Source organism: Methanosarcina subterranea (genome assembly GCF_055385895.1).
On sequence record NZ_AP042426.1, the window covers coordinates 2,101,497 to 2,121,351 of the forward strand.

Genomic DNA, 19,855 nt, shown 5'->3' on the forward strand with positions numbered 1-19,855 from the left:
ATTAGCATTTTCAACAGCTATAGAGGATTGTTATCTTGATCTTGTATACAATTCAATTTTTCTTCTAAACCTGATATATTGTAATCTTTAACATCTTTAGAAATTTCCAGTAAGATTAATCCAACTGTTATCTTTGCATAACTAAAATTCCTTCTCTTAGATTCTTTATAAATGTCGCAAAGAGATTCCAATGCAATGCGAGCAGCAAATTTTGGGGCTGCCTCAATATTGCCATTAACTTCAGCATCAATATGGTGTAGTAATAATTTTACAATTTTTTGAAAAGAACTCGAAGTTTCAATCAACAAATCTTCATTTTTTATTCTTTTAGCAATTTCTTTTATATTGTCAATATATTCTAACACATCATACAAGGTCGTAAAATTCATTTTTTCATTAATCACTTTTTCTCCGATTTTTCCAAAGTATATAACCACTTTCTTAATTTCATAAATCATTCCAAATTCACTTAAGTATTTCACAATATCGTTTAGCGCTCTTTGAGTTTGAGTGACTAAATAGTTCTTTTCTTTATCATCTAATTTGTCAATTCCCTGATCAAAGATGGACATAAGACAATTTAAGATTTGAGATACTAATTCATAGTCTCTATAAAATATTGCAGATATACACATCTCTTCCAAATTTGGAGAAATCTTGGTTATGGAAATCCCTTTTGGCTGCTTATCAATACAAATTTTAACAATTAAATTAAAGTTTTTCAAAACTTCGATAGTAGAGTCTTGGTCACCTTGGAATATAGTATACTTACCTATCTTTTTATGGGAATGGATCAGATTTTCTATCGTCTTATTGTCATCATTGATTTCTATGGAGTTATTAGCTTGTAATGAAGACAGGGAATTTTGAATTTTTATAATTCCATATTTAGCTGTTATAAAGTCGTGACTAGCTAGTGAGTTATATATTATATGTTCAAGTTGATTTATTGGATTGTCGCTTTCTTTGTATTTATTATCTAATTGTTGTTTGAATTTAAAGTCGAATTCGTCAGCTAAAAGTTGAACTATTTTTGAAGGTTTTAACAGATCTAATGTATGGATGGTATATAGAATTAAAATAGAAAAAGCATAAATTGCCAAAATATAAGCAACTTCTATATTAAGATCAAAATGTTTAAACAGAATAACGTGCTCAAATTGTAATAAAACACCTTTTTTAATAGTAGCTATTTGTTTTAATACCCACAAACTGTAAGTTATTATTAAAATATATAGTGTTAATACTAAGTAAAAATCGAAATTGATTTTAGAACTTTTAAAGATTTCAATTGTCCTTATAGAATATGAAGAAGCTGTTTGTTGTACTGCAATTAAACTTAATGTTACCACTAAAGCGAATATCGTAGCTTCACTTTGTATAACAGTACTTAATAAATATCTTGCACTATCTGGATCAATATGTTCACGTCCAATGGATATTGATAAAAAGTGTAAAACGCTTACTATAATGAAAAGGAGGATACTATAATATGTAATGCGTTCTACAAAATATCCCAATATATATATGTTTCTCAACAGATATGACAAAACGTTCTGTAACGTCTTCGTCTGTTTTAGCTGACATGTCATTTTCGAGATGGCAACCACTATTGAAGAATTAAGCAGAATAGTATTAGCAGACGAAGACGTTAAAGAACCTAACAGAATATTCAAAAGAAAAGATAGGCTAATTATTAAAAACGGATATAGATAAGATTCTTTACTTGGAGAAGTTATATTAATAAATAAATATAACAGATACCAAATTGCAGAATACACTATGCAATAGAATACTATTAAAAACCATATTAATTTTGAATCATTAATTGAACTATGAATCTCAATTTTTTCTGTCATAAGTATGATATAATAGTTTTTAATTTGCAAAAATTTTACTTAGTACCCGCCACGAAATAACTTCTTTTTATACTGTACTCAAACATTTTCATATGCGGCTCCATAGATTTCGTTCAGTTTAAATATACTCATTCAAGTTATTTTGTGACTTCCTTCGGGAAGTTATTAAATTGTTTTTAATAGGAAAAATTGTTAATTTACTTTGACTTCAGACTTTCATAAATCTAAATATGCTATAATAAGCTAAAAGATTATTAATTTCCAATTCCTATTAAATGAGCTTCAAAATAAGTCGTTTTATCCACTTCAAATAAGTAGTCTTTAAAAATATAATCATTTTTGTCGTTTAATGGTACTGAGACTGAAAGTTTATTCATAACACCTATTGTCAATAATATTTTATGATCTTTTATAGTTATATTTTTTACTTTGCAAGGCACTGTCTTTCCAAACCAGATTAGCGTAATATCCCTTGAGGGTGCTATACTTTGTAAATCAAAATTTTTTGATATTTGCTCTGTATTTGGTACTTTTTCAACTTCAAATTGAAGAACTTCTACTCTTTTTGTAGACATATTGGCATCATAAATACAAGTTGACGTTTCATAGAATATTTCATCTATATCTAAATATTTTCTATCAGTATTTATATTCTTTAAGCTAATCGAAACAATATCTCCAGGCGTGGCACTATTTACAGGTTCTAGATCTAAATTATATATTTCTGATATATCTGCATAAACATCACTTAATTCTGAATTCAAATATTTAATAGGCGAAATTTTTATTTTAGACGATGTGTTTAATGTACCTTGAATAACTTTTCCTCTAAAAGTTTTTCCAATTGCTGCTGAGCTTTGCTCTTTATAGACACTTATGAATAATTGCTTATTATCCGACCGTGGTAACTTTATCTTTTCATCCATATCTTTAAGTATTTCAATTAGAGTCTGACCTTTAAACCAAGACAAATTATCGTGTTTGTTTAATATATTATAATCAACCTCTTTATTTACATCTATAAAAACTGGTAATGCTATTCCTGAAATTGGTTCAGAAATACTTTCAATATAAGTCACAGCGTTCTCAAATTCTTCTTGCAAAAAGTTAACATCGTCCATTTTAGATATTAATACTATTAGCTTATCTTTATCTCTAAAATTTAGCCAAATACTTAAAGGGGTCAAAGCCTCTTGTAGATCTTTTTGATTGCTAGGTTCTGTCAAGTTTGTCTGAAAATCCTTAACTGTACCTATATCTATCATGAAGATGCCTATATCTGCGAAAGAGATTCCTTTTATATATTCTCTAGGCCTCGTTTTTGTTCTATCACTTGCTGCGGGCGTATCTAAAACATATAGTACATTCTCAAAGCCCTCTAAATTAATTTCGAAAGCATGCATTAACTTAGTCTTAGTCGATCCAGTCTCTGGGTCGGGTCTTTCTCGATCTCGAATTCTTTCCTCATTATATCTATCACTTATATATGCGAATTTGCATGATGAATCATAATTGGCCCCTAGTTTGTTTTTAATATTTTCATTGAATTTTTTTAGATCAAATTTAGTGCCCATTGCATAGTTGTATAAATAACCAGTCAAAGTCGACTTTCCAGACCCCGCTGGACCAAAAATGACAATATTTCTAATATCTTGCATGTTAACATCTCAATTAATTAAGTATAGAATCTAAAACTTGTAAAAAACCAAATGATTTAGTTACACATGTGGTTGATTTATTTCTTAGAAATATATATATATGATCTCTTTTCTCGATAGATACAGTATTATATGGCACTTCTTCATTTAAAGATATTTGCAATTTAATGAAATTAGTTCCTTCTTCGAGTTTTGAAACTTTAATTGTCTGATTATTATCTGGATCAGTGTCTAAGTTATGTATTTGCGAGGTAAGGATCTGTATATTTAAATCTTTTAAATTGGATCCGTATATAGTAAAAATGCCATCAGTATCTGGGACAATACCAAAAATATTTATTTTATCAGGGTCATTTTCTCGTTTATGTTTCAATAATTGAAGTTGATTAACTATTAACACTTCACAATTTGAAGGGACATTTTCGGTTACTACACAATAAGGGCTGATTAAAACATTGTCACCAATTTTCACTGGACCTAAAATTCTAGCGCAACCTCCAATGCATACGTTGTTTCCTATTGTTGGATGCCCTCCGTCTTTAGGATTTATTGGAATTGAACCTAATATCACTCCATGATGGATGTAACATCGCTCTCCCATTTCTACATCCTCGCCAATGACTGTAGATGTCCCATACTCTATAGTTAACTTTTTACCGATCTTGGCCGCAGGATGTATATAAACACTAGTCTCTCTTTTTGAAATCTCAGCTATTCTAAAGGCTCTGTGATGAAATATTGACTCAATCTTTTCATAGTTGTAATTTTTAAAGTTATAGAAAACATTGGCAACTCGATAAGCCATTACAGCTTTGAGTGCTAAATAGGTACCTAATTCGGTCTCTACTTTATCTTTCATTTCGGGATCATTTTCAAAAAATGCCATAAGATCTTCTAAGCTCAATCTTAAACTTTGTTCAAAAATCCATTCAAGATCTACTTGTGATAGACCTAGAGTAAAGAGAATATTTTTTGGCATATGCTCATCAATTATATTACTTATTTCTGTATGTAGCATCTTTATATAGTCTCTATCTGATGACATTTTTGCTCACCCTCGTTGAAGAACTGCAATTAATTGAATGATAACATATTTATCATTATAAATCGAGATTATTAAGGAAAGTATAAACTAATAACAATATATACGTTTCGATAATTATTAAAAATATGTCTTCTAAAAATTGTTCCTTACTTTTTAAATTCAAACTAGTTTTAAGATTTAAATCTATTCCCCTATTTTGGATGATCGTATACGCAATCTTTAAATTCAAATATATTTAGTAGACAATATATTACCCACACTGGATTTATAATGTCTTGATCTACTAATTTTAAACAACAAATTATGGCTCTTCGTCATTCTCTATGGATGTGTGCGACAAGAAAGCTGTATTAAATATTACGGACCAATCTGTCTCCCTTTCCGCTTAAGGTGTCTCTACCGTGGCATGCATTCATGTAACGGGAGGGTGTGAAGCCCACAGGACAACGTGAAAAAAAAATGGAATCCTTGATCTGTTCAATCTACTAGATAAAATGGCGCCATGGGGAAGCTAATGCTGAATCATCGTAAGGATCGTAATGATAGCAAGTAAAAACAGGAGATACATTTGGGCCAAAATGGCATGGGATCCCGCTATTCCTGTTAAACTGCGGAGTGGCAGACAGACGAAGAGATTCCCAATCTGTAGATAGCTCCTAAAGAAATCAAAATGTCTCTGACACGGAACTAGGTAAGCCCTCCTTAATGGGTAGGATTCCGCGAGGGATGACGATAGCATTGAGGGTGGAGGAGTCAGTAAAAAGCGAATACCAATCCGTAATGGTTTGGATAGAGGTTCAAGCTTTGCCTCGATCTGAAAAGATGCAGACTTACTGGTGGTGTCTTCATGTGTGACGGAAACAAACCTACGAATGTGAGATACTCAACGACACCGATATGTGAGAGGTTAACAGACAATTTGTTGTGGGCTGTTATCCAGAATCACAAAATTAGTTGTGGATAATACTGGTGCCTGATGCAGAAAAGATTTGATGACACTAGAGCGGTGTGAGGTGGAAGTCTCAAGCTCCGTTCCTAGGGGAGAAAGAGAAGTAATCCTCCCCACTTACCGACAAACTTCAGCTTAATAGAGATGAATAATTTGACAAATTTTGTTGAAATCGATGCAATTGATAACGATTTCTCCTTAACCGATGACCAATGGAGTAGTTTTATATAATATTTCCCATACAAACAACGAAGAGCCGTACCACGTTTATCGTTACTGCTGCTTTTTCTTCTTTTTTTCCAGTGACCTAGCGGTATTTAAGGCTTTTAGAGCGTGTCTTAAAATTCAACTTGATCTCACAACTAGGATAGGATTAATACGTTTGAATTAAAAACTATAGCATTAAACTGTTAACTACCTATAAAGTGGATTTAATTCATGATGTCTATAGCATTTGATTTTATAAATTCAGCTCACAGGTTTATAGGACAAAGTGATATCCATAGTTAACGTAAATTGTACTCATTATCCATTTGTATAATTGATTTGAATTTTAAGACAGCCTCTTAAATAATCAAAGTTGCGGTGGCGCACCCCGCTGCAAGCAACGGGGTATGTTCGCGCCACCGCTCTGGTTTTACGGTTATTAAAAATCTAATATTTTCATTTGCTGATATTCTTCTTTTTCTTCCTGGTTTCCCTGGTTTTGAACATAGTTTTTTATAACATCGGAAGTTGTTCCGTCTCCTATAGTTCCAATGTAACCTCCATCACTCCAGAATTCACCACCCCATAACTGTTTTTTGATCTCAGGATATTCTTTAAAGATTTGTCTTGCTGTAATACTTTTTATAATTTGCATGACTCTCGAAGGAGAATATTTTGGCTCAGCTCCAACAAAAAGATGGACATGATCACCATCGGTACCAATTGCATCAAACTCAAAACGGTACCTTTCACCAATGCCAAAACATGTATTTTTTAAAAATATGATGAGTTCACTCTTTAAGAGAAGTTTTTTACGGTACTTCACACAAAAAACCATGTGGTATCTTATTTTGTATACACAATGGTTTGCATGTCTTAATTCCATCTACAGTACAAAGGTGATTAAGAATATAAAATCAATTATTTTACAACGGTTGCCAGGGAAGTTTTCCATCCCCGCAGCAAGCTAGCGGGGTATTCGACTGAAATAAACTAAATTTATTAAGAAGGGAAGGCAAGCTTTCCCTCCCGTTTCGGCTTAACTTCCTCCTTCGTCAAATTAGGCAATCAATCTGTACCAAATCTAGAAAGGATTAAGAAAAATACCTCTTTTTGCTACCCTGCCAGCAGGGAAAGACCGGACAAAGAAGCCAGCTTTAGGAAAACCTACAGAGATATACCTAAAGTTCCACCCAGTCTTTACACGCAAAGAACAAGACCAGCCTACCCACAGCACCGCCCAAGCCATGCGACAGGTCTTAGACCCTTAGCACCCGCACCTAATACCAACTGCCCACAGATACCGCCGCGAGCCATACGTAGGTATTAGGTAACCCTTATGCCCACCATTGAGAACTACCCGCCAGCCCGAGCCATACGTTCTCAAACTCTAGAACCCCGATTTTGTACATTAGATCATATATAATAGCCCTATCGAAACCCGTTATTGAAAACAAGTACATACCTAAGGCGACAGGGCATAGTATTTATCAAGTCACCCTGTAGCTAAGACCGGCTCATAGAACAAATACTGATTTTAGAACAGCAGAGATAAAATACTAATATACGGGTATAAGTCTACTTCGTTTTTATTTTGTTTATTAAGGAGATACAAGGATAAAAGTTGACGAAGAGTTAGTTAGAGCGTATATGAAGATATAATACACCTCCGGTTAACAATATGCCTTTTTAAAAATTCCAGTTTCAGTCAATAAAAACCATTTCTGCTATCAAGATAGGACTGGTGAAAGGTAAAAATGAATATAAAGAAAAAAAGAAGGAAATTAAAGCATTCAAAAATATAAATTATAATATTGATGAAGGTGCTGTCTCGAATTTTTCCAGTTCTTTAGCTAAACTACTTGGGAGCTCGCTTAGATCATAATTCTTATCTTCAATTTTATTACGCACAGCCTCAAGGAAGAGGTCAAAGTACTTTTCTTCATTTTGTTCTTTTAACATTATTATGAACTTCATTAACTCATCATTATCCATCTTTTGCATTCGGAAAATTAAATGATAGCAATTTCTAACGTAAATTTTGAGTCTTTTTAATTTTTTATGGTTCTTCTCCAATTTTAAAAAAACAATTGAATTTCACCCAAATCCCTTAACATTTTTCCTCATTTTGGAAAAGTCGCTCCACTAATATCTAGATTTTGTACATCAATTTCTTATTTTTGCCATAATTATTCGATAGCTACCGCTGTAAAGCTGCAGATTAAAACTGAAAGTTTCCATTTACTCTTTACTTTTATCCATACTGGAATCTTGCCCTCATTAAGGGTGAGAATCCTTTCCATTTACCAGTACTGAAACACCGTTTGTTGAAATAAGTAAATAAATTGTAACAAAAATTAGTTAGGCCACTATCGGTTTTAAATGATCTTGCTTTGTCTACGATATCACCTATCAAAGAAAATATCTGTTCCATTGTATTATCTGTCTCAGGTGTAAACCCTTTTTTCAAGAAGCTTACATTTTTCTTGAAAATCTCTTCTGCATAAGAAATCGCTTTCTGAGACGCTTTTGAAAGTTCCAGATTAGAGTAGAATTCTCGTATCTTTTGAATACATACAACAGCACTGATGACCGTATCAGAACGTATCAACTGATATATTTCATTGGACACAACCTTATCATTATCTGGAATATCTTCAACAGAGTTGAATTCTTCATAGTATCTCTTGCTAACGTTTTTTAATTGATGAAACACACAAAAGGAGTGAGCTACTTCAGGGAAGACACTCTTTACAGCTCCAATGATTGCTTTATCTTCATCAGAAACAATTTTTTGTATTTTGCCTTCAGGAAATCGGTTTTTTATTCGTCTGAAAAGAGGAATCAGAGCTTCAATCGTTGGTAATCTGTCAGTTACCTCAAAATCCAAAACTACCTTTTCTTTAGTAGCAATAACGTAAACAGATTGATATCGCATTTTTTTCCATTCTTTTTCTGTAAGCTTTCTTCCAATCAACTCTTCAAGTCTCTTTTTCCAGCCTTTTTTGATCCAATCCCCATCAACATACAATGTTTCATCAAAGCCAATCTCTTGATCTAAAAGTTCTTGCTTTGAAAGTTCTGCATGTTTCTGTTCATATAACCATAATGAAGTTGCACAAGGAGCTCTACCACAGAAGGCTGTCAAGCCTTCTGTATATGTTTCTCCAATTTGCCGAGAATTGTGTAGACTGCATCGTCCATCATATCTAACATTCATTTGTTTATCATAATATTCAGAACTGTAATTTGCAGAACCAGGAACACCAATAATCTGATCATGAAAAGGTTTCTTACAAACAGGACAAAACCAGTATGTAACATTGAGAGCTATAGTGCCGTGACTTGATAAAATAAAACGAGTGTAGTGAGAGTTCACATGTAACTTATTGCCACAATCAGCACAATGAGTAGGAGATAATACGGAAAACATAGGATAGTATCGATTTCCAACCAAAACTTTTGGCAAAGGAATCATTATTTTACCGTCAACTACCGTTTTTATCATTGACTTATCTATTGCGACATTTCCTTTTCCCATAAATAGAAAATTTATCTCAATATAATTAAAATTTTATTGTTTTGCATGATTTATGGAGAAAATATGAAGACCAGAAAATAATAAAAAGTCTCTAAATTTTAGGATTAAACTTCGCAGTTTCTAGAGATTTGAGGTAATATTCGTATTTATTATCCTGTTTCGCTGCAATGTCTCCAAGTAATAAATATACTTTCCTAAGCAATTCATAATTCTGATCTTTTTGGGCATCGAATGCGACTGATTTTGCTCTAATTTCAGCTTCAAATAAATTATTATTCTCATAAAGAGTTCTTGCATATTCGAATATTGTTTTTTGCAATTCAAAGGAAGCACCCAGCTTCATAAGAATTTCTATTGACTTTAGGAAGTGTCTCTCTGACTCCTCCATGTTTCCTTTTTTGGAGGCAATTATTCCAAGACATCTACCAATAGTTGATTCCTGAAAAAGGGCTCCCATACTCTTTGAAAGCTCAAAAGCATTAAGATAGTTTTTTTCTGCTAATTCAAGGCTATTTATTTCTGCTTTCTCTTCAGCTATATATTTACTTAAATACATGTCCCCAAATTTTTCGAAGATGCTAATCTCTTGAGGTCTTGCTCCAACATCTTTAATAATATTCATTGATTCGTTAAGAAAATTTAAGGCATCAATATACCTATCCTCAAGTATTGATAATTCCCCCAAATTTTTAAGCATTGGAGTTGTCAATATAGGGGCAAGTTTTTCTGCTATTTTGAGAGAATCTTCAAGATACTTTTTTGCATTGTCCCAATTACCACTTTTGATGTTTAGTTCGCCAAGACTATTGTAAGAATTTAAAATTCCTTGTTTGTCTCCAAGTTCTTCTCTTATTTTCAAACTTTTTTCATATATTTCCAGTGCTTTATCCCATTTGCCTTTATTTTTATACCACTCAGCAAAGCTATTATAAGAATTTGCAATTCCTTGCTTATCCCCAAGTCCTTCTTTTATTTTTATGCTTTTTTCATACAGTTCCAGTGCTTTATCCCATTCGCCTTTATTATAGTATATGACACCAAGATTATTGTAAGAACCTGAAATTCCTTGTTTATCTCCAAGTTCTTCTTCTATTCTCAAACATTTTTCATATAACTCGAACGCTTTATCCCACTCACCTTTATTTTCATATAAGTTTCCGAGGCTTTTATAAGAACTTGCAATTCCTTTCTTATCTCTAATTTCTTCTTGTATTTTCAAACTTTTTTTGAATAATTCCAGTGCTTTATCCCATTCACCTTTATCACTATATAAAACCCCTAAGCTAACATAAGAATTTGCAATTACTTTCTTATCTCTGAGGTCTTCTCTAATTTTCAAGCTTTTTTCATACAGTTCCAGTGCTTTATCCCATTCGCCTTTATCATGGTGCCAAACGCCAAGATTTTTATAAGAACTTGCAATTCCTTTCTTATCTCTAATTTCTTCCCTTATTTTTAGACTTCTTTCAAAAAAGTTCAGACTCTTATCTAGTTCACCTTTTTTTCCATATGTACTTCCGAAGTTATTGTAAACAATTGCAATTCCTTTCTTATCTTTAAGTTCTTCTTTTATTTTCAAACTTTTTTCGTATAATTCCAGCGCTTTATCCCACTCACCTTTGTCACTATACAAATTTCCGAGGTTAACATAAGAAAGTGAAATTCCTTTCTTATCTCCGAGTTCATCTTGTATCTTCATACTTTTTTCATAAAGTTCGAGAGCCCTATCCCATTCTCCTATATTATGCAATTTAATGGCATTCTCTTGAAAATTTTTTGCTTGTTGTAATCTCCTAGAGTTCACTCTTCGAAATACCATTAAATTTCCCTCTCATGTTCCTTTTTAGCAGATTTAGGCTGTTTATTCCATTCTTCTTTAATAACTTCTTCTTTTGGAGTTAAGTCATTAAGCGCAAGGTTAATTTCTTCCATAAACTGATCGATATCTTTGGGTATAGGTATGATAAGATTTTTCATATCTTCCGGAATATTTATCGCGCCTTCACATTCTGGATAGCCTATAACAGGTAATCCTTTACCCATTACATATCCGAGTTCCCAGGAGCTAACATAATCCGTTATTTCATTAGTATTAACTACATAGATACTACTACCTTCACGTTTATCAATTGTAGATTTGGAAGATAATAAATCATTATGCTTAGATATACATTTTACTAAAGTATTTGATGAAGTAGGTATCCTGTCATTTATATATTCTTGAATATTTGTGTTCTCGAGCAAAAGATTCCTACAGGACAATATTATATAATATGTTCCCATTGCTTTTTACACCAGAATTTCCCTTAAAGTTTTCACATTATTTTTAGAAATACTTTGCAGATAAATTGCATTATTTTTAATTTCAATAAATTCTGCACTTTTTAACAAATCCTTTAAAGCTCTTGGAGTAATATCTGCGAAAGACTGAATATTTTTATCAAGGTCTGATTTCATTTTTAATAGCCTTTGTAAATCAATCCCTTCAAGGTATATGAGACTACCATGATTGTAAACAATTTGGTCTAAAATCTTTGAAGAAGAAATTAATTGTTTTTTACTATTATCAATCCCTATTTTTTCACTCTCATTAACAGCTTCAATAATAGCAATACAAGATAAAAAAAGAGGATAATATAAAGTAGCCTTCTTCTTATTATTTATATCAAAATATCGAAAAATGAGTGAAGATATAGAACCAATTAATCCGGAACCTATGATAATACTTAGGAATAACAAATATATAATTTAAAGTATTTTTATTGTCATATAATATTGATTAAAATCTGTTAGAAATGACAAGGAATTTACTTTAATGCTGCACACAAAATATTCTGAAAAAATTGAAAAACAGATGAAAGCGTTTTATAACACTTTAAATGAGAAAGATCGAAGAAGATATGCAGCCATAGAAGCAATGAAATTAGGACATGGGGGACAAAACTACATAAGTAGTGTTCTAGGCTGTCATTTTCAAACTGTTATGGCTGGAATTAATGAAATCACTAATGGTATAGAAAAACCAGGTAACAGGATTCGAAAGTCTGGCGGAGGAAAAAAGAAAATCATCGATACATTTGAAAATATTGATGAAGTTTTCTTTGACATTCTAAAACATCATACGGCTGGAAGCCCTACGGATAAAGAAATAAAATGGACGAATCTGAGTCTCAAGGGCATTTCAAAGGCTTTTGAAGCAAAAGGCATGAACATAAGTCCACATGTAGTAAAGCAGCTCTTAAAGAAACATGGTTTTGTAAAGAGAAAAATGCAAAAATCTGTCACTATGAAAGACTGTAAAGGCAGAAATGAGCAGTTTGAGAAGATTAACAAGCTCAAAGAAGAGTACGTAAAAAGCGAGAATCCGATAATCAGTATAGACGTAAAAAAAAGAAGTCATCGGTAATTTCTACCGTGACGGTAAAATCTACTGTACCCAGACAGTAAAGGTATATGACCACGATTTCAATACATTTTCAGATGGTTTTGTAATTCCACATGGTATTTATGACCTGAAACGTAACGAAGGATACATCACTTTAGGAACCAGTAAAGATACAAGTGAGTTTTGTTGTGACTGCATTAAATACTGGTGGGAAAAATACGGTAAGGAAAACTATCCTAAGGCAAATAGCATTTTAACCTTAGCAGATGGTGGTGGAAGCAACTCAAGCAGGCATTATATTTTCAAGGAAGATCTGCAAAAGCTGGTAAATGAAATTGGGATTGAAATCAGAATGGCTCACTATCCACCATATACTTCGAAATACAATCCAATAGAACACAGGTTATTCTGTCATGTTACAAGTGCCTGCAAAGGTACTGTTTTCAGCACTATTGATGTTGTTAAAAGCCTTGTTGATAGGACGTATACATGCACAGGATTGAATGTGTTTTCAACCATCAAAAATAAAGTTTATGCTACGGGAAGAAAAGTAAGTGAAAACTTTAAGGAAAAAATGAAAATTGTCTTTGATGATTATTTGGGAAAATGGAATTATACAGCTATTCCAGAAGTTAAAACTTGAAGTTATTTTTCAATCATTCCTTAATTCTTTAAAAAAGAGATTTAGCTTGTCTTCAATTTTGTATTTTTTATCAAGGCCCTCAATATATTTACCAATGATAGTGAAAAAACTACCTATAATTTCATTTATATCAGTTGTTTCATTCACTTTACGCCAGTATATTCCTGAGAATTCTCCCCTTTCTTCTATTCTCTTAACGTACATGCTTGCTATAGTAGATTTACCAGTTCCACAAAACCCCGTAATAGCTAGAGCAGAATTATTTTTTAAAATATTATCTATATTTTCAATATCCTTTTCTCTTCCAAATATTTTATTTGAATCGATTTCCGGTCTAACGCCCTGTGTATAAATCCATGAGCGTTCATATACCCTTGAGCCATCAGAATAATTTATAATGCAATGGTCGAATTGGTTTATATTGTTACCTACAGCGTTTTGACCGGAGATATCTCCCTGTCTGAAGCTTCCACCCACATCTATTGTTGGAACCGATGACTCATCTGCTGTCATGTGAAAAACCTCGAACCAGCAAATCCTTTATCAAGCCGTAATCAGAGTACTATACCGAGTAGACCAGCTACTATCTTTAAAGAACCACATGTTTCTGATATGTTTTTCACGGTTTTTCCGGCATCTTTAAAAGTTTCGATAACATTCTCAACTCTTGTTTTGATGTTGGGTAATCTGGGTTCTTCTTTTCCGGCTTCTTTGAGGGCGGCACTTACATCGCCTTTGACGATCTCCTGCTCTTCGGAAGAAAGATCCAGTTTAACGAATTCTTCCCTAAAAGCAAGGAGGCTTTTCCTAAGCTGTTCAATGTCAATAGCAGGCATGTACTGTACTTGGGATATGTTTTTCCCAATCGCAAACTGCCCATTAATATTGCCAATGTGTACATTTCCATCAGTACTTATTCCGTAAGCTTCATCCCTCATGTCCTTGGAATCACTTTCTTCTGACATTAAGACCTCTCTCAAATTTGAATTAAATTTCTTACCAATTATGGTAGTGTTTAAGGGTTATTTCATTTAACATAGGAGTTACGCAGTTGGCTCTTAGCACATCGTTTTTTCCCACTCCCCGAACATATAAATTAATTTAATGTGTACAGAGGATTATTTAAATATGCTGTCACTGCCACTCTTCTAATTTTCATAGCACTTTCAAACCAGGATATTCCACTTTTGATTCTTTGTAATTCCAGTCTGAGAAAAGCTCTTAATGAGAACATTATATGTGCTCTCTGTGACTCATCCTTTCTTGCCTGACATTTTTCGACACCACAGAACTGCTTAATCCCTCTATGGTATTCCTCAATTTTCCATGACTTCTTTGCCAAATCTTCACGTTTTGATTCATCCATATCCTGCATATCTGTAACCCAGTGTTGCGTGTCTCCATCTTTTGAAACTATCCGAAACACCTTTACAAATCCATATGCTTTTAGGTGAACCACAATTCCTTTTGGAGGAATTTCTACTGTTTCAAGTGGCACATTTCCTTTGTTGTCAGGATTTACCAAACGATTATTTTTTAGCCTTGTAAGGAAATGCCATTCTTTCTTCGTTATTGCTTTAAGGTTTTTCACACTTGCATACCATGTATCAAACAAAACAAATTCGGGATTAAAACCACGTTCTTCGGCTTTGTCAAGCATATCAAGGAAATGATCATTCTTTGTTTTGTCGTCTTCATCGATGTTATAAATTCGAAAATCAACAGGTATAACGGTTGTACCGTCTGTCCAAACTAAGGTAACCAGGCCTATCCCCTTTACAGTATGATGATGTTTTCCACTCCACATACGACGAACAAAAGCCATTTCTTTTGCGTATGGTTTATCTAATGTTGAATCGTCAACAATTAGGTAGCCTTCCTCAAGCTTGACATAATTTTTTACTTCCTCCCATAACGCTTCTGTGTCTGGAGGTTGCCTTTGAAGGCAACGAGTGAAAGCGTCATGAGAAGGAGCATTAGCTACGTTTGGATAACATCTAGCAGCTTCAGTGCAACTAAAAACGTTAGAAGCTGCAATGAGAAAATTAATGTATTCAATGTCGTTACATTTGGGTGGATTTATATCCATAACTCCGTACGTTTTTGGGGAATCAATAAAATATAATTATATTTTAAATGACATTAAGTTGTCGGCATTTCAAGTGCGTAAGTCCTATAACAGTGTAGAATTAGAGTACCCTTGATATAGGGATTTCGAATTAATTCCAAAAATCAAGTTTTGCTGGTGTACCCCATAAGCAACAGAATATTAGGGTCGTCAATTTCAATCATCGATCACATGAAGTTCGGGATATATTGTAATCAAAAATCGGATTTCTATTTTTAGCCATAGGCAAATATCAGGAAGCTTAGTTTACGAGGGCTAGCGCTGATTAGTGTGGTTACTGGATATATACACGTGTTTGGAGTTGGAATAAGGGCAACCACGAGCTAAAAGCCTATTAATTACATTAGAGCAACCATTTTATATTTTTTGGACTCGTTATAGACTCTATTTTTGTCTTCGGTATACAGATTATTTTATGCCTAGTTGTTGCATAAGGCCAAGAAGGTTAGCCTCACCCCACAACTCGATAATCTTACCGTCCTTAATTCGGAAGATCTCTATACCAGTCATGGTTATTGGCTTTCCTGTGGTCGGCAGGCCCATAAAATCGCCTTTATGTATACCATGGGCTGCGAAGCGAGCAGCCACATTATCTCCTTCGGCAATCATATCTTCGATTGTAACATTGAGATGCTCGAAGGCTGCTCTGCACGAGGTAATTACTTCTTTTATTCCATTGATTCCTGGAGATACAGGAAGAGGAACATGAAGAGTGAAATCAGGTGACAGTAACTTGTCAGCAATGCTTAAATTCCCTTTAGAGGGGCCTTCCTCAAAGAATTGTCGAACTATTGCTTTGTTCTCTTCTGTAGACATATTTTCCTCCATTTGTTTTATCTATCATGTTTTTAGTGTTTTCTACTGCTGTCTGTTTGTTGACCTGAGTATTTAGTGGTGGGTTCCTTCCACAACTTTTATGCCCGCATCCTGAATTGTTTTTTTTATACTATCCAGATTGGGACATTTAGGATAGGTGTCTTCCATAAGCATGCAGGAACTGAGGTGTACAACATCCGGATCATGCTTTTTGAGGGCATTTACCAGCCGGTATACCCTCCTGCCTGAACAGCCTCCGCATGTGAAAAAGGCAATCATCTCTGTGTCTTTACTGTAGGGCTCAAAATGTGACTTTCTCTCGTTAAAAGCCTTAAAGCAGCCCACTCCCGGACAGGCTTCCGAGACGATATCACAGCGGACAACTGCTATCTTTATAAGATTCGTTGTTTTTTCCATTACTTTCTCACATAAACTTATTTCTGATTTTTAAAGCAGGCGTGTGGATTCAGTTTGCCTCGGGACTTTAACAACAAGTACCCGAAAGATTCCATCTCCGGGATTCAGAAGGCGGTGAGGAATTTTTGCAGGACTTTCAATTAACATGTCCCTTCTCACTTCCTGTTGTTCATCACCAATCTCAACAATTCCTTTCCCTTCAAGAATATAAAAAAACACGTCAGTGGGGGTGGCGTGTTTTTTTAAGGCTTCTCCGGGCTTTAGTTCAATATGTACTGCCTGAGCATGTTCTGTATCATAAAGAGTCCGAACGCTCACATTGTGAGGATTTGGTTTTTCAGGTGAAGATTTCATCTCAATAACTTTCACACTATTTCCTCTTTTTAACAAATTTTTATTTTTTAAGCTTACTTTGGTAATTTATGCTAGTATTACGTCAACGCTCGCAGATTTAGTGTTTAGAATAGTTATGATTGATTTTGTACGATATTTTGCTGTTGACACAACACTAGTACATAATTGGAGAAATATATCCGTAAAAAATACATTAGAATACTATTTTTCTATATGATAGTGGCTCATATATAGGAGACAGTTTCGATATGGGTACCTTAATAATGAAAACTTAATTTCACAAGCTAGAGCTTGGATTATATCCTCTGGCTAAAGTGCAGCGTTGAAAATCCCTTAATTACATGGCTTCCCGGAAGCTGGGAGATATTAAACTTAGAAGTGGCTAAAAGCTTGGCTGCGAGGCTTAGCGTGGCTTCTAGGTATATGTGTGTGGTTAGGAATTTGACCTAAGCTGCAAAGGACGAAGTATTCGTGACTCCCCATACTCCCAAAGTAGTAAAGGAAAGTTTGCGAGAAATAGGTAAGTTACCAATGCATCTTACCTCATCTCAATAATCAATCCTTTCTACTGCTTTAATAAATTCATATTCAGGGAATTAATGCACAATTCTGGCAAAAGCGATAACAGAAAATTTACAACCTACAAAACTGTCACAGGTCATTTAGTAAGCATACTGGTAATAGCATTCTTTAGCTTCAAGTAAAGTCATCTCCGAGTTTTCAAAAGAAGGTACATATTAGATGCAAATAGATGCAAAGGCCGGAAAACCAGCTCGAATTTCTGAGAAAACATCAAATGTAATTGATTTTTCCTAAAGTGCATAAGCCCTATCTAAAAGATCTATAATTGGCTCGAAATTTTTTACGCCAAATTATTTTTTGCTTGAAAACAATTTTTGATAGAATTTATTTTATATAATTTGTGAAATTACTATGTGCTGGAGTTGGGGAACAGAACTGGGGTATCATCAGAACAGAATCTCCTGGAGGTTGCTGATCCTTCTTCGAATCATCTGCTTGGGGGAGCATAATATTCGAAGAGGCTGTATTGGGGGATATAGTAAATTCAGCACCTCTGGGCTTCTTATTACACTATGCACTCTAAAGATTTATTATCGAACTTAGAATAAAAATTATCGAGTTTAAAATAATAATATATGGGGTTTATTCATGAAACATCTAAAAACATGTCCAAAATGTAATTCTGAACTGAAAATGAACTCAGCTGACAAGACTCAGTATTGTGACATTTGCAACTACTGGACAAAAGCAGGTACTGCAAGACTTGATTCAATAATGATTTTTGCATAAGGCATCGACATAAAGAATCATAAAGTGAGTGGATAAATATGGAATGCGAACTCGAAGAAGTCGAGAGAGACTACGTTGAATTTAGAAAAGAAATGGGAGAGGAATAAACACCTTCCATTTATATTATATTTTACCTTATTAATCTAATTTATTGTCTTTAATTTGATTTACATTGCTCTAACTTTTCAAATCATGTACTGCTTTTGCTTTTATCCAGTAATTAGATTCCAAAATAGATTAATTGTTTATTGGGAATTCATGAGTCGGAATAGATTTGAAAAAATAAGTTTTGAGAGATATTATGGAGATATCCAGCCTTTTTGCAGTATTTCTGTATTTATAGAAAGTAAAAGCGAAATCCAATATCCGATGCAAAAAGTTTAGTTCAGGAATGGATTAGAACCCACAAAATCATTCAATACCAATCTGGCTGTTCCACATGTAAAAATTCCTGGAACAGTCATTCCTGTTTTTAAAAATGTGTTCCTTGACTCTTTGATGATCGAGATAATTAGAGTTCAGGTATAGGCTTTCCATAGGGGGCAATTGTCAGGAAGTCAATATATGATGGCTACACGCCGTTGGCGGGCTCCTAATGCCATCTACGTGGGAAAAGGAGCAAAAAAATTACTTTATTTTGGATGAAACTTTAGCCAGTAAGGTTGGATCTTGTTGTAGGTATGTAAGTAAATCTGACTCTTCCCAGTCTTCCCGTTTAATATTATGTGGAATCCATATAGATGGTCTTTAACATCGCCTATTTTACAATTCTGAATTTCCCCAACTCTTGCTCCCAACTCATAAATAATGGCTACCAATGCTTTATCCCTGATGCCAATACAACACGCAATTATTTTCTCAACTTCTTCCTCACTAAGGATATCTTCGGACTCTAATTTTTTGCCTTCTACTTTAGCAAACCCGAACTTTGCAAGCTCAATTAGCTCTTTATTATTAATGCTTGCACCATATCCTTTCAGGAACCTTTGAAACGTAATTTTGTATTGCATCTTACTTGTAGGACTGGCAGGCTTACCATTTTTCTTTGTCCAATCGTTTATCGCATCTTGAATATCATTAACATCCTTCTTGGTCAACTTATCCAGGTCGGTTTTAGTATGTGTCAATAAAAACCGCAAAAAATGCTCATTGTTGCGAATGGTAGCTTCCTTCAAACCACTACGATTCAGATCCTTTAGATACTCAAGGACAATGCTCTGGTTATGTTCGGAAATATTATTCTCAATACAAAAGTTAACTATATTATGCGTATCCATAGAAATCTACTCCAATTAATAATTATACAACGCATAATATATAATATTGGATAATGTATATTGCTACCTGGATTTTGGAAGGGAAATGATTAAACTGCTGAAGTGAGCAGGAAACAAAAAATTTGTTTCCTTCTTTTTCGTTAATCATTTCTCTTTTTTATACGTAGCCTTTTGTATCTGTTTTTTAGTTTTTGTTTCTTGAATTTCTATCTTTCCGAATCCGTCACCGATCAGTAGATATTTTTTCAGAGCGCCTGAAAATCGA

General features: G+C 33.8%; 16 protein-coding genes and 1 pseudogene. 1 reads left to right on the forward strand and 16 read right to left on the reverse strand.

The window, feature by feature from the left end:
- Positions 1–17: 17 nt before the first annotated feature.
- The 9 genes from ACZ5A8_RS09250 to ACZ5A8_RS09290 all read right to left on the reverse strand — a co-directional run bounded on the left by ACZ5A8_RS09250 (position 18) and on the right by ACZ5A8_RS09290 (position 11,998).
- A complete protein-coding gene (locus ACZ5A8_RS09250) occupies positions 18–1,520 on the reverse strand; it encodes a DUF2254 family protein (RefSeq protein ID WP_464533511.1) in 1,503 nt (500 codons plus the stop codon).
- A 593-nt stretch (positions 1,521–2,113) separates the two neighbouring features.
- On the reverse strand, positions 2,114–3,517 hold the full coding sequence (locus ACZ5A8_RS09255) for a GTP-binding protein (RefSeq protein WP_464533513.1): 1,404 nt from the start codon (positions 3,515–3,517) through the stop codon (positions 2,114–2,116).
- 13 nt (positions 3,518–3,530) lie between these two features.
- Positions 3,531–4,562 (reverse strand): serine O-acetyltransferase, encoded by a 1,032-nt coding sequence (locus tag ACZ5A8_RS09260; RefSeq protein ID WP_464533515.1) that lies wholly within the window; start codon positions 4,560–4,562, stop codon positions 3,531–3,533.
- A 1,595-nt stretch (positions 4,563–6,157) separates the two neighbouring features.
- Positions 6,158–6,604, reverse strand: coding sequence for an IS200/IS605 family transposase (gene tnpA, locus ACZ5A8_RS09265; RefSeq protein WP_464533516.1), 447 nt, complete (start codon positions 6,602–6,604; stop codon positions 6,158–6,160).
- A gap of 920 nt (positions 6,605–7,524) precedes the next feature.
- A complete protein-coding gene (locus ACZ5A8_RS09270; protein WP_464533517.1) occupies positions 7,525–7,713 on the reverse strand; it encodes a hypothetical protein in 189 nt (62 codons plus the stop codon).
- A gap of 259 nt (positions 7,714–7,972) precedes the next feature.
- The gene (locus tag ACZ5A8_RS09275) at positions 7,973–9,259 is read right to left on the reverse strand and encodes a transposase (protein WP_464529292.1); all 1,287 of its coding nucleotides are present in this window, start codon (positions 9,257–9,259) and stop codon (positions 7,973–7,975) included.
- 91 nt (positions 9,260–9,350) lie between these two features.
- The gene (locus ACZ5A8_RS09280; protein WP_464529480.1) at positions 9,351–11,078 is read right to left on the reverse strand and encodes a tetratricopeptide repeat protein; all 1,728 of its coding nucleotides are present in this window, start codon (positions 11,076–11,078) and stop codon (positions 9,351–9,353) included.
- Positions 11,078–11,503 (reverse strand): hypothetical protein, encoded by a 426-nt coding sequence (locus ACZ5A8_RS09285; RefSeq protein ID WP_464529479.1) that lies wholly within the window; start codon positions 11,501–11,503, stop codon positions 11,078–11,080. Before ACZ5A8_RS09285 ends, ACZ5A8_RS09280 begins: the two co-directional genes overlap by 1 nt.
- Before the next feature lie 45 nt (positions 11,504–11,548).
- Positions 11,549–11,998 (reverse strand): hypothetical protein, encoded by a 450-nt coding sequence (locus tag ACZ5A8_RS09290; RefSeq protein ID WP_464529478.1) that lies wholly within the window; start codon positions 11,996–11,998, stop codon positions 11,549–11,551.
- A gap of 244 nt (positions 11,999–12,242) precedes the next feature.
- On the opposite strand from ACZ5A8_RS09290, the pseudogene ACZ5A8_RS09295 reads away from it, so the two are divergent.
- Positions 12,243–13,287 (forward strand): annotated as a pseudogene (locus ACZ5A8_RS09295) (ISAzo13 family transposase).
- A gap of 9 nt (positions 13,288–13,296) precedes the next feature.
- Here the strand turns inward: ACZ5A8_RS09295 and ACZ5A8_RS09300 are convergent.
- From ACZ5A8_RS09300 to ACZ5A8_RS09330, 7 genes are all read right to left on the reverse strand, one after another.
- A complete protein-coding gene (locus ACZ5A8_RS09300; protein WP_464533519.1) occupies positions 13,297–13,800 on the reverse strand; it encodes an NB-ARC domain-containing protein in 504 nt (167 codons plus the stop codon).
- A 41-nt stretch (positions 13,801–13,841) separates the two neighbouring features.
- A complete protein-coding gene (locus ACZ5A8_RS09305; protein ID WP_464533520.1) occupies positions 13,842–14,252 on the reverse strand; it encodes a hypothetical protein in 411 nt (136 codons plus the stop codon).
- Between the two features lie 131 nt (positions 14,253–14,383).
- A complete protein-coding gene (locus tag ACZ5A8_RS09310) occupies positions 14,384–15,376 on the reverse strand; it encodes an IS701 family transposase (protein ID WP_464531437.1) in 993 nt (330 codons plus the stop codon).
- Between the two features lie 447 nt (positions 15,377–15,823).
- Positions 15,824–16,231, reverse strand: a complete 408-nt coding sequence (locus ACZ5A8_RS09315) for an ester cyclase (protein ID WP_464533521.1) — start codon at positions 16,229–16,231, stop codon at positions 15,824–15,826.
- A gap of 72 nt (positions 16,232–16,303) precedes the next feature.
- The gene (locus tag ACZ5A8_RS09320) at positions 16,304–16,648 is read right to left on the reverse strand and encodes a CGGC domain-containing protein (RefSeq protein WP_464533522.1); all 345 of its coding nucleotides are present in this window, start codon (positions 16,646–16,648) and stop codon (positions 16,304–16,306) included.
- A 30-nt stretch (positions 16,649–16,678) separates the two neighbouring features.
- On the reverse strand, positions 16,679–17,017 hold the full coding sequence (locus ACZ5A8_RS09325) for a cupin domain-containing protein (protein ID WP_464533524.1): 339 nt from the start codon (positions 17,015–17,017) through the stop codon (positions 16,679–16,681).
- 1,928 nt (positions 17,018–18,945) lie between these two features.
- The gene (locus ACZ5A8_RS09330; RefSeq protein ID WP_464533525.1) at positions 18,946–19,590 is read right to left on the reverse strand and encodes a tyrosine-type recombinase/integrase; all 645 of its coding nucleotides are present in this window, start codon (positions 19,588–19,590) and stop codon (positions 18,946–18,948) included.
- Between the last annotated feature and the right edge of the window lie 265 nt (positions 19,591–19,855).

Coding starts and splice junctions, on each gene's coding strand:
- ACZ5A8_RS09255 (WP_464533513.1), bottom strand. CDS start 3,517: ATGCAAGATATTAGAAATATTGTCATTTTTGGTCCAGCGGGGTCTGGA.
- ACZ5A8_RS09260 (WP_464533515.1), bottom strand. CDS start 4,562: ATGTCATCAGATAGAGACTATATAAAGATGCTACATACAGAAATAAGT.
- tnpA (WP_464533516.1), bottom strand. CDS start 6,604: ATGGAATTAAGACATGCAAACCATTGTGTATACAAAATAAGATACCAC.
- ACZ5A8_RS09270 (WP_464533517.1), bottom strand. CDS start 7,713: ATGGATAATGATGAGTTAATGAAGTTCATAATAATGTTAAAAGAACAA.
- ACZ5A8_RS09275 (WP_464529292.1), bottom strand. CDS start 9,259: ATGGGAAAAGGAAATGTCGCAATAGATAAGTCAATGATAAAAACGGTA.
- ACZ5A8_RS09280 (WP_464529480.1), bottom strand. CDS start 11,078: ATGGTATTTCGAAGAGTGAACTCTAGGAGATTACAACAAGCAAAAAAT.
- ACZ5A8_RS09300 (WP_464533519.1), bottom strand. CDS start 13,800: ATGACAGCAGATGAGTCATCGGTTCCAACAATAGATGTGGGTGGAAGC.
- ACZ5A8_RS09305 (WP_464533520.1), bottom strand. CDS start 14,252: ATGTCAGAAGAAAGTGATTCCAAGGACATGAGGGATGAAGCTTACGGA.
- ACZ5A8_RS09310 (WP_464531437.1), bottom strand. CDS start 15,376: ATGGATATAAATCCACCCAAATGTAACGACATTGAATACATTAATTTT.
- ACZ5A8_RS09315 (WP_464533521.1), bottom strand. CDS start 16,231: ATGTCTACAGAAGAGAACAAAGCAATAGTTCGACAATTCTTTGAGGAA.
- ACZ5A8_RS09320 (WP_464533522.1), bottom strand. CDS start 16,648: ATGGAAAAAACAACGAATCTTATAAAGATAGCAGTTGTCCGCTGTGAT.
- ACZ5A8_RS09330 (WP_464533525.1), bottom strand. CDS start 19,590: ATGGATACGCATAATATAGTTAACTTTTGTATTGAGAATAATATTTCC.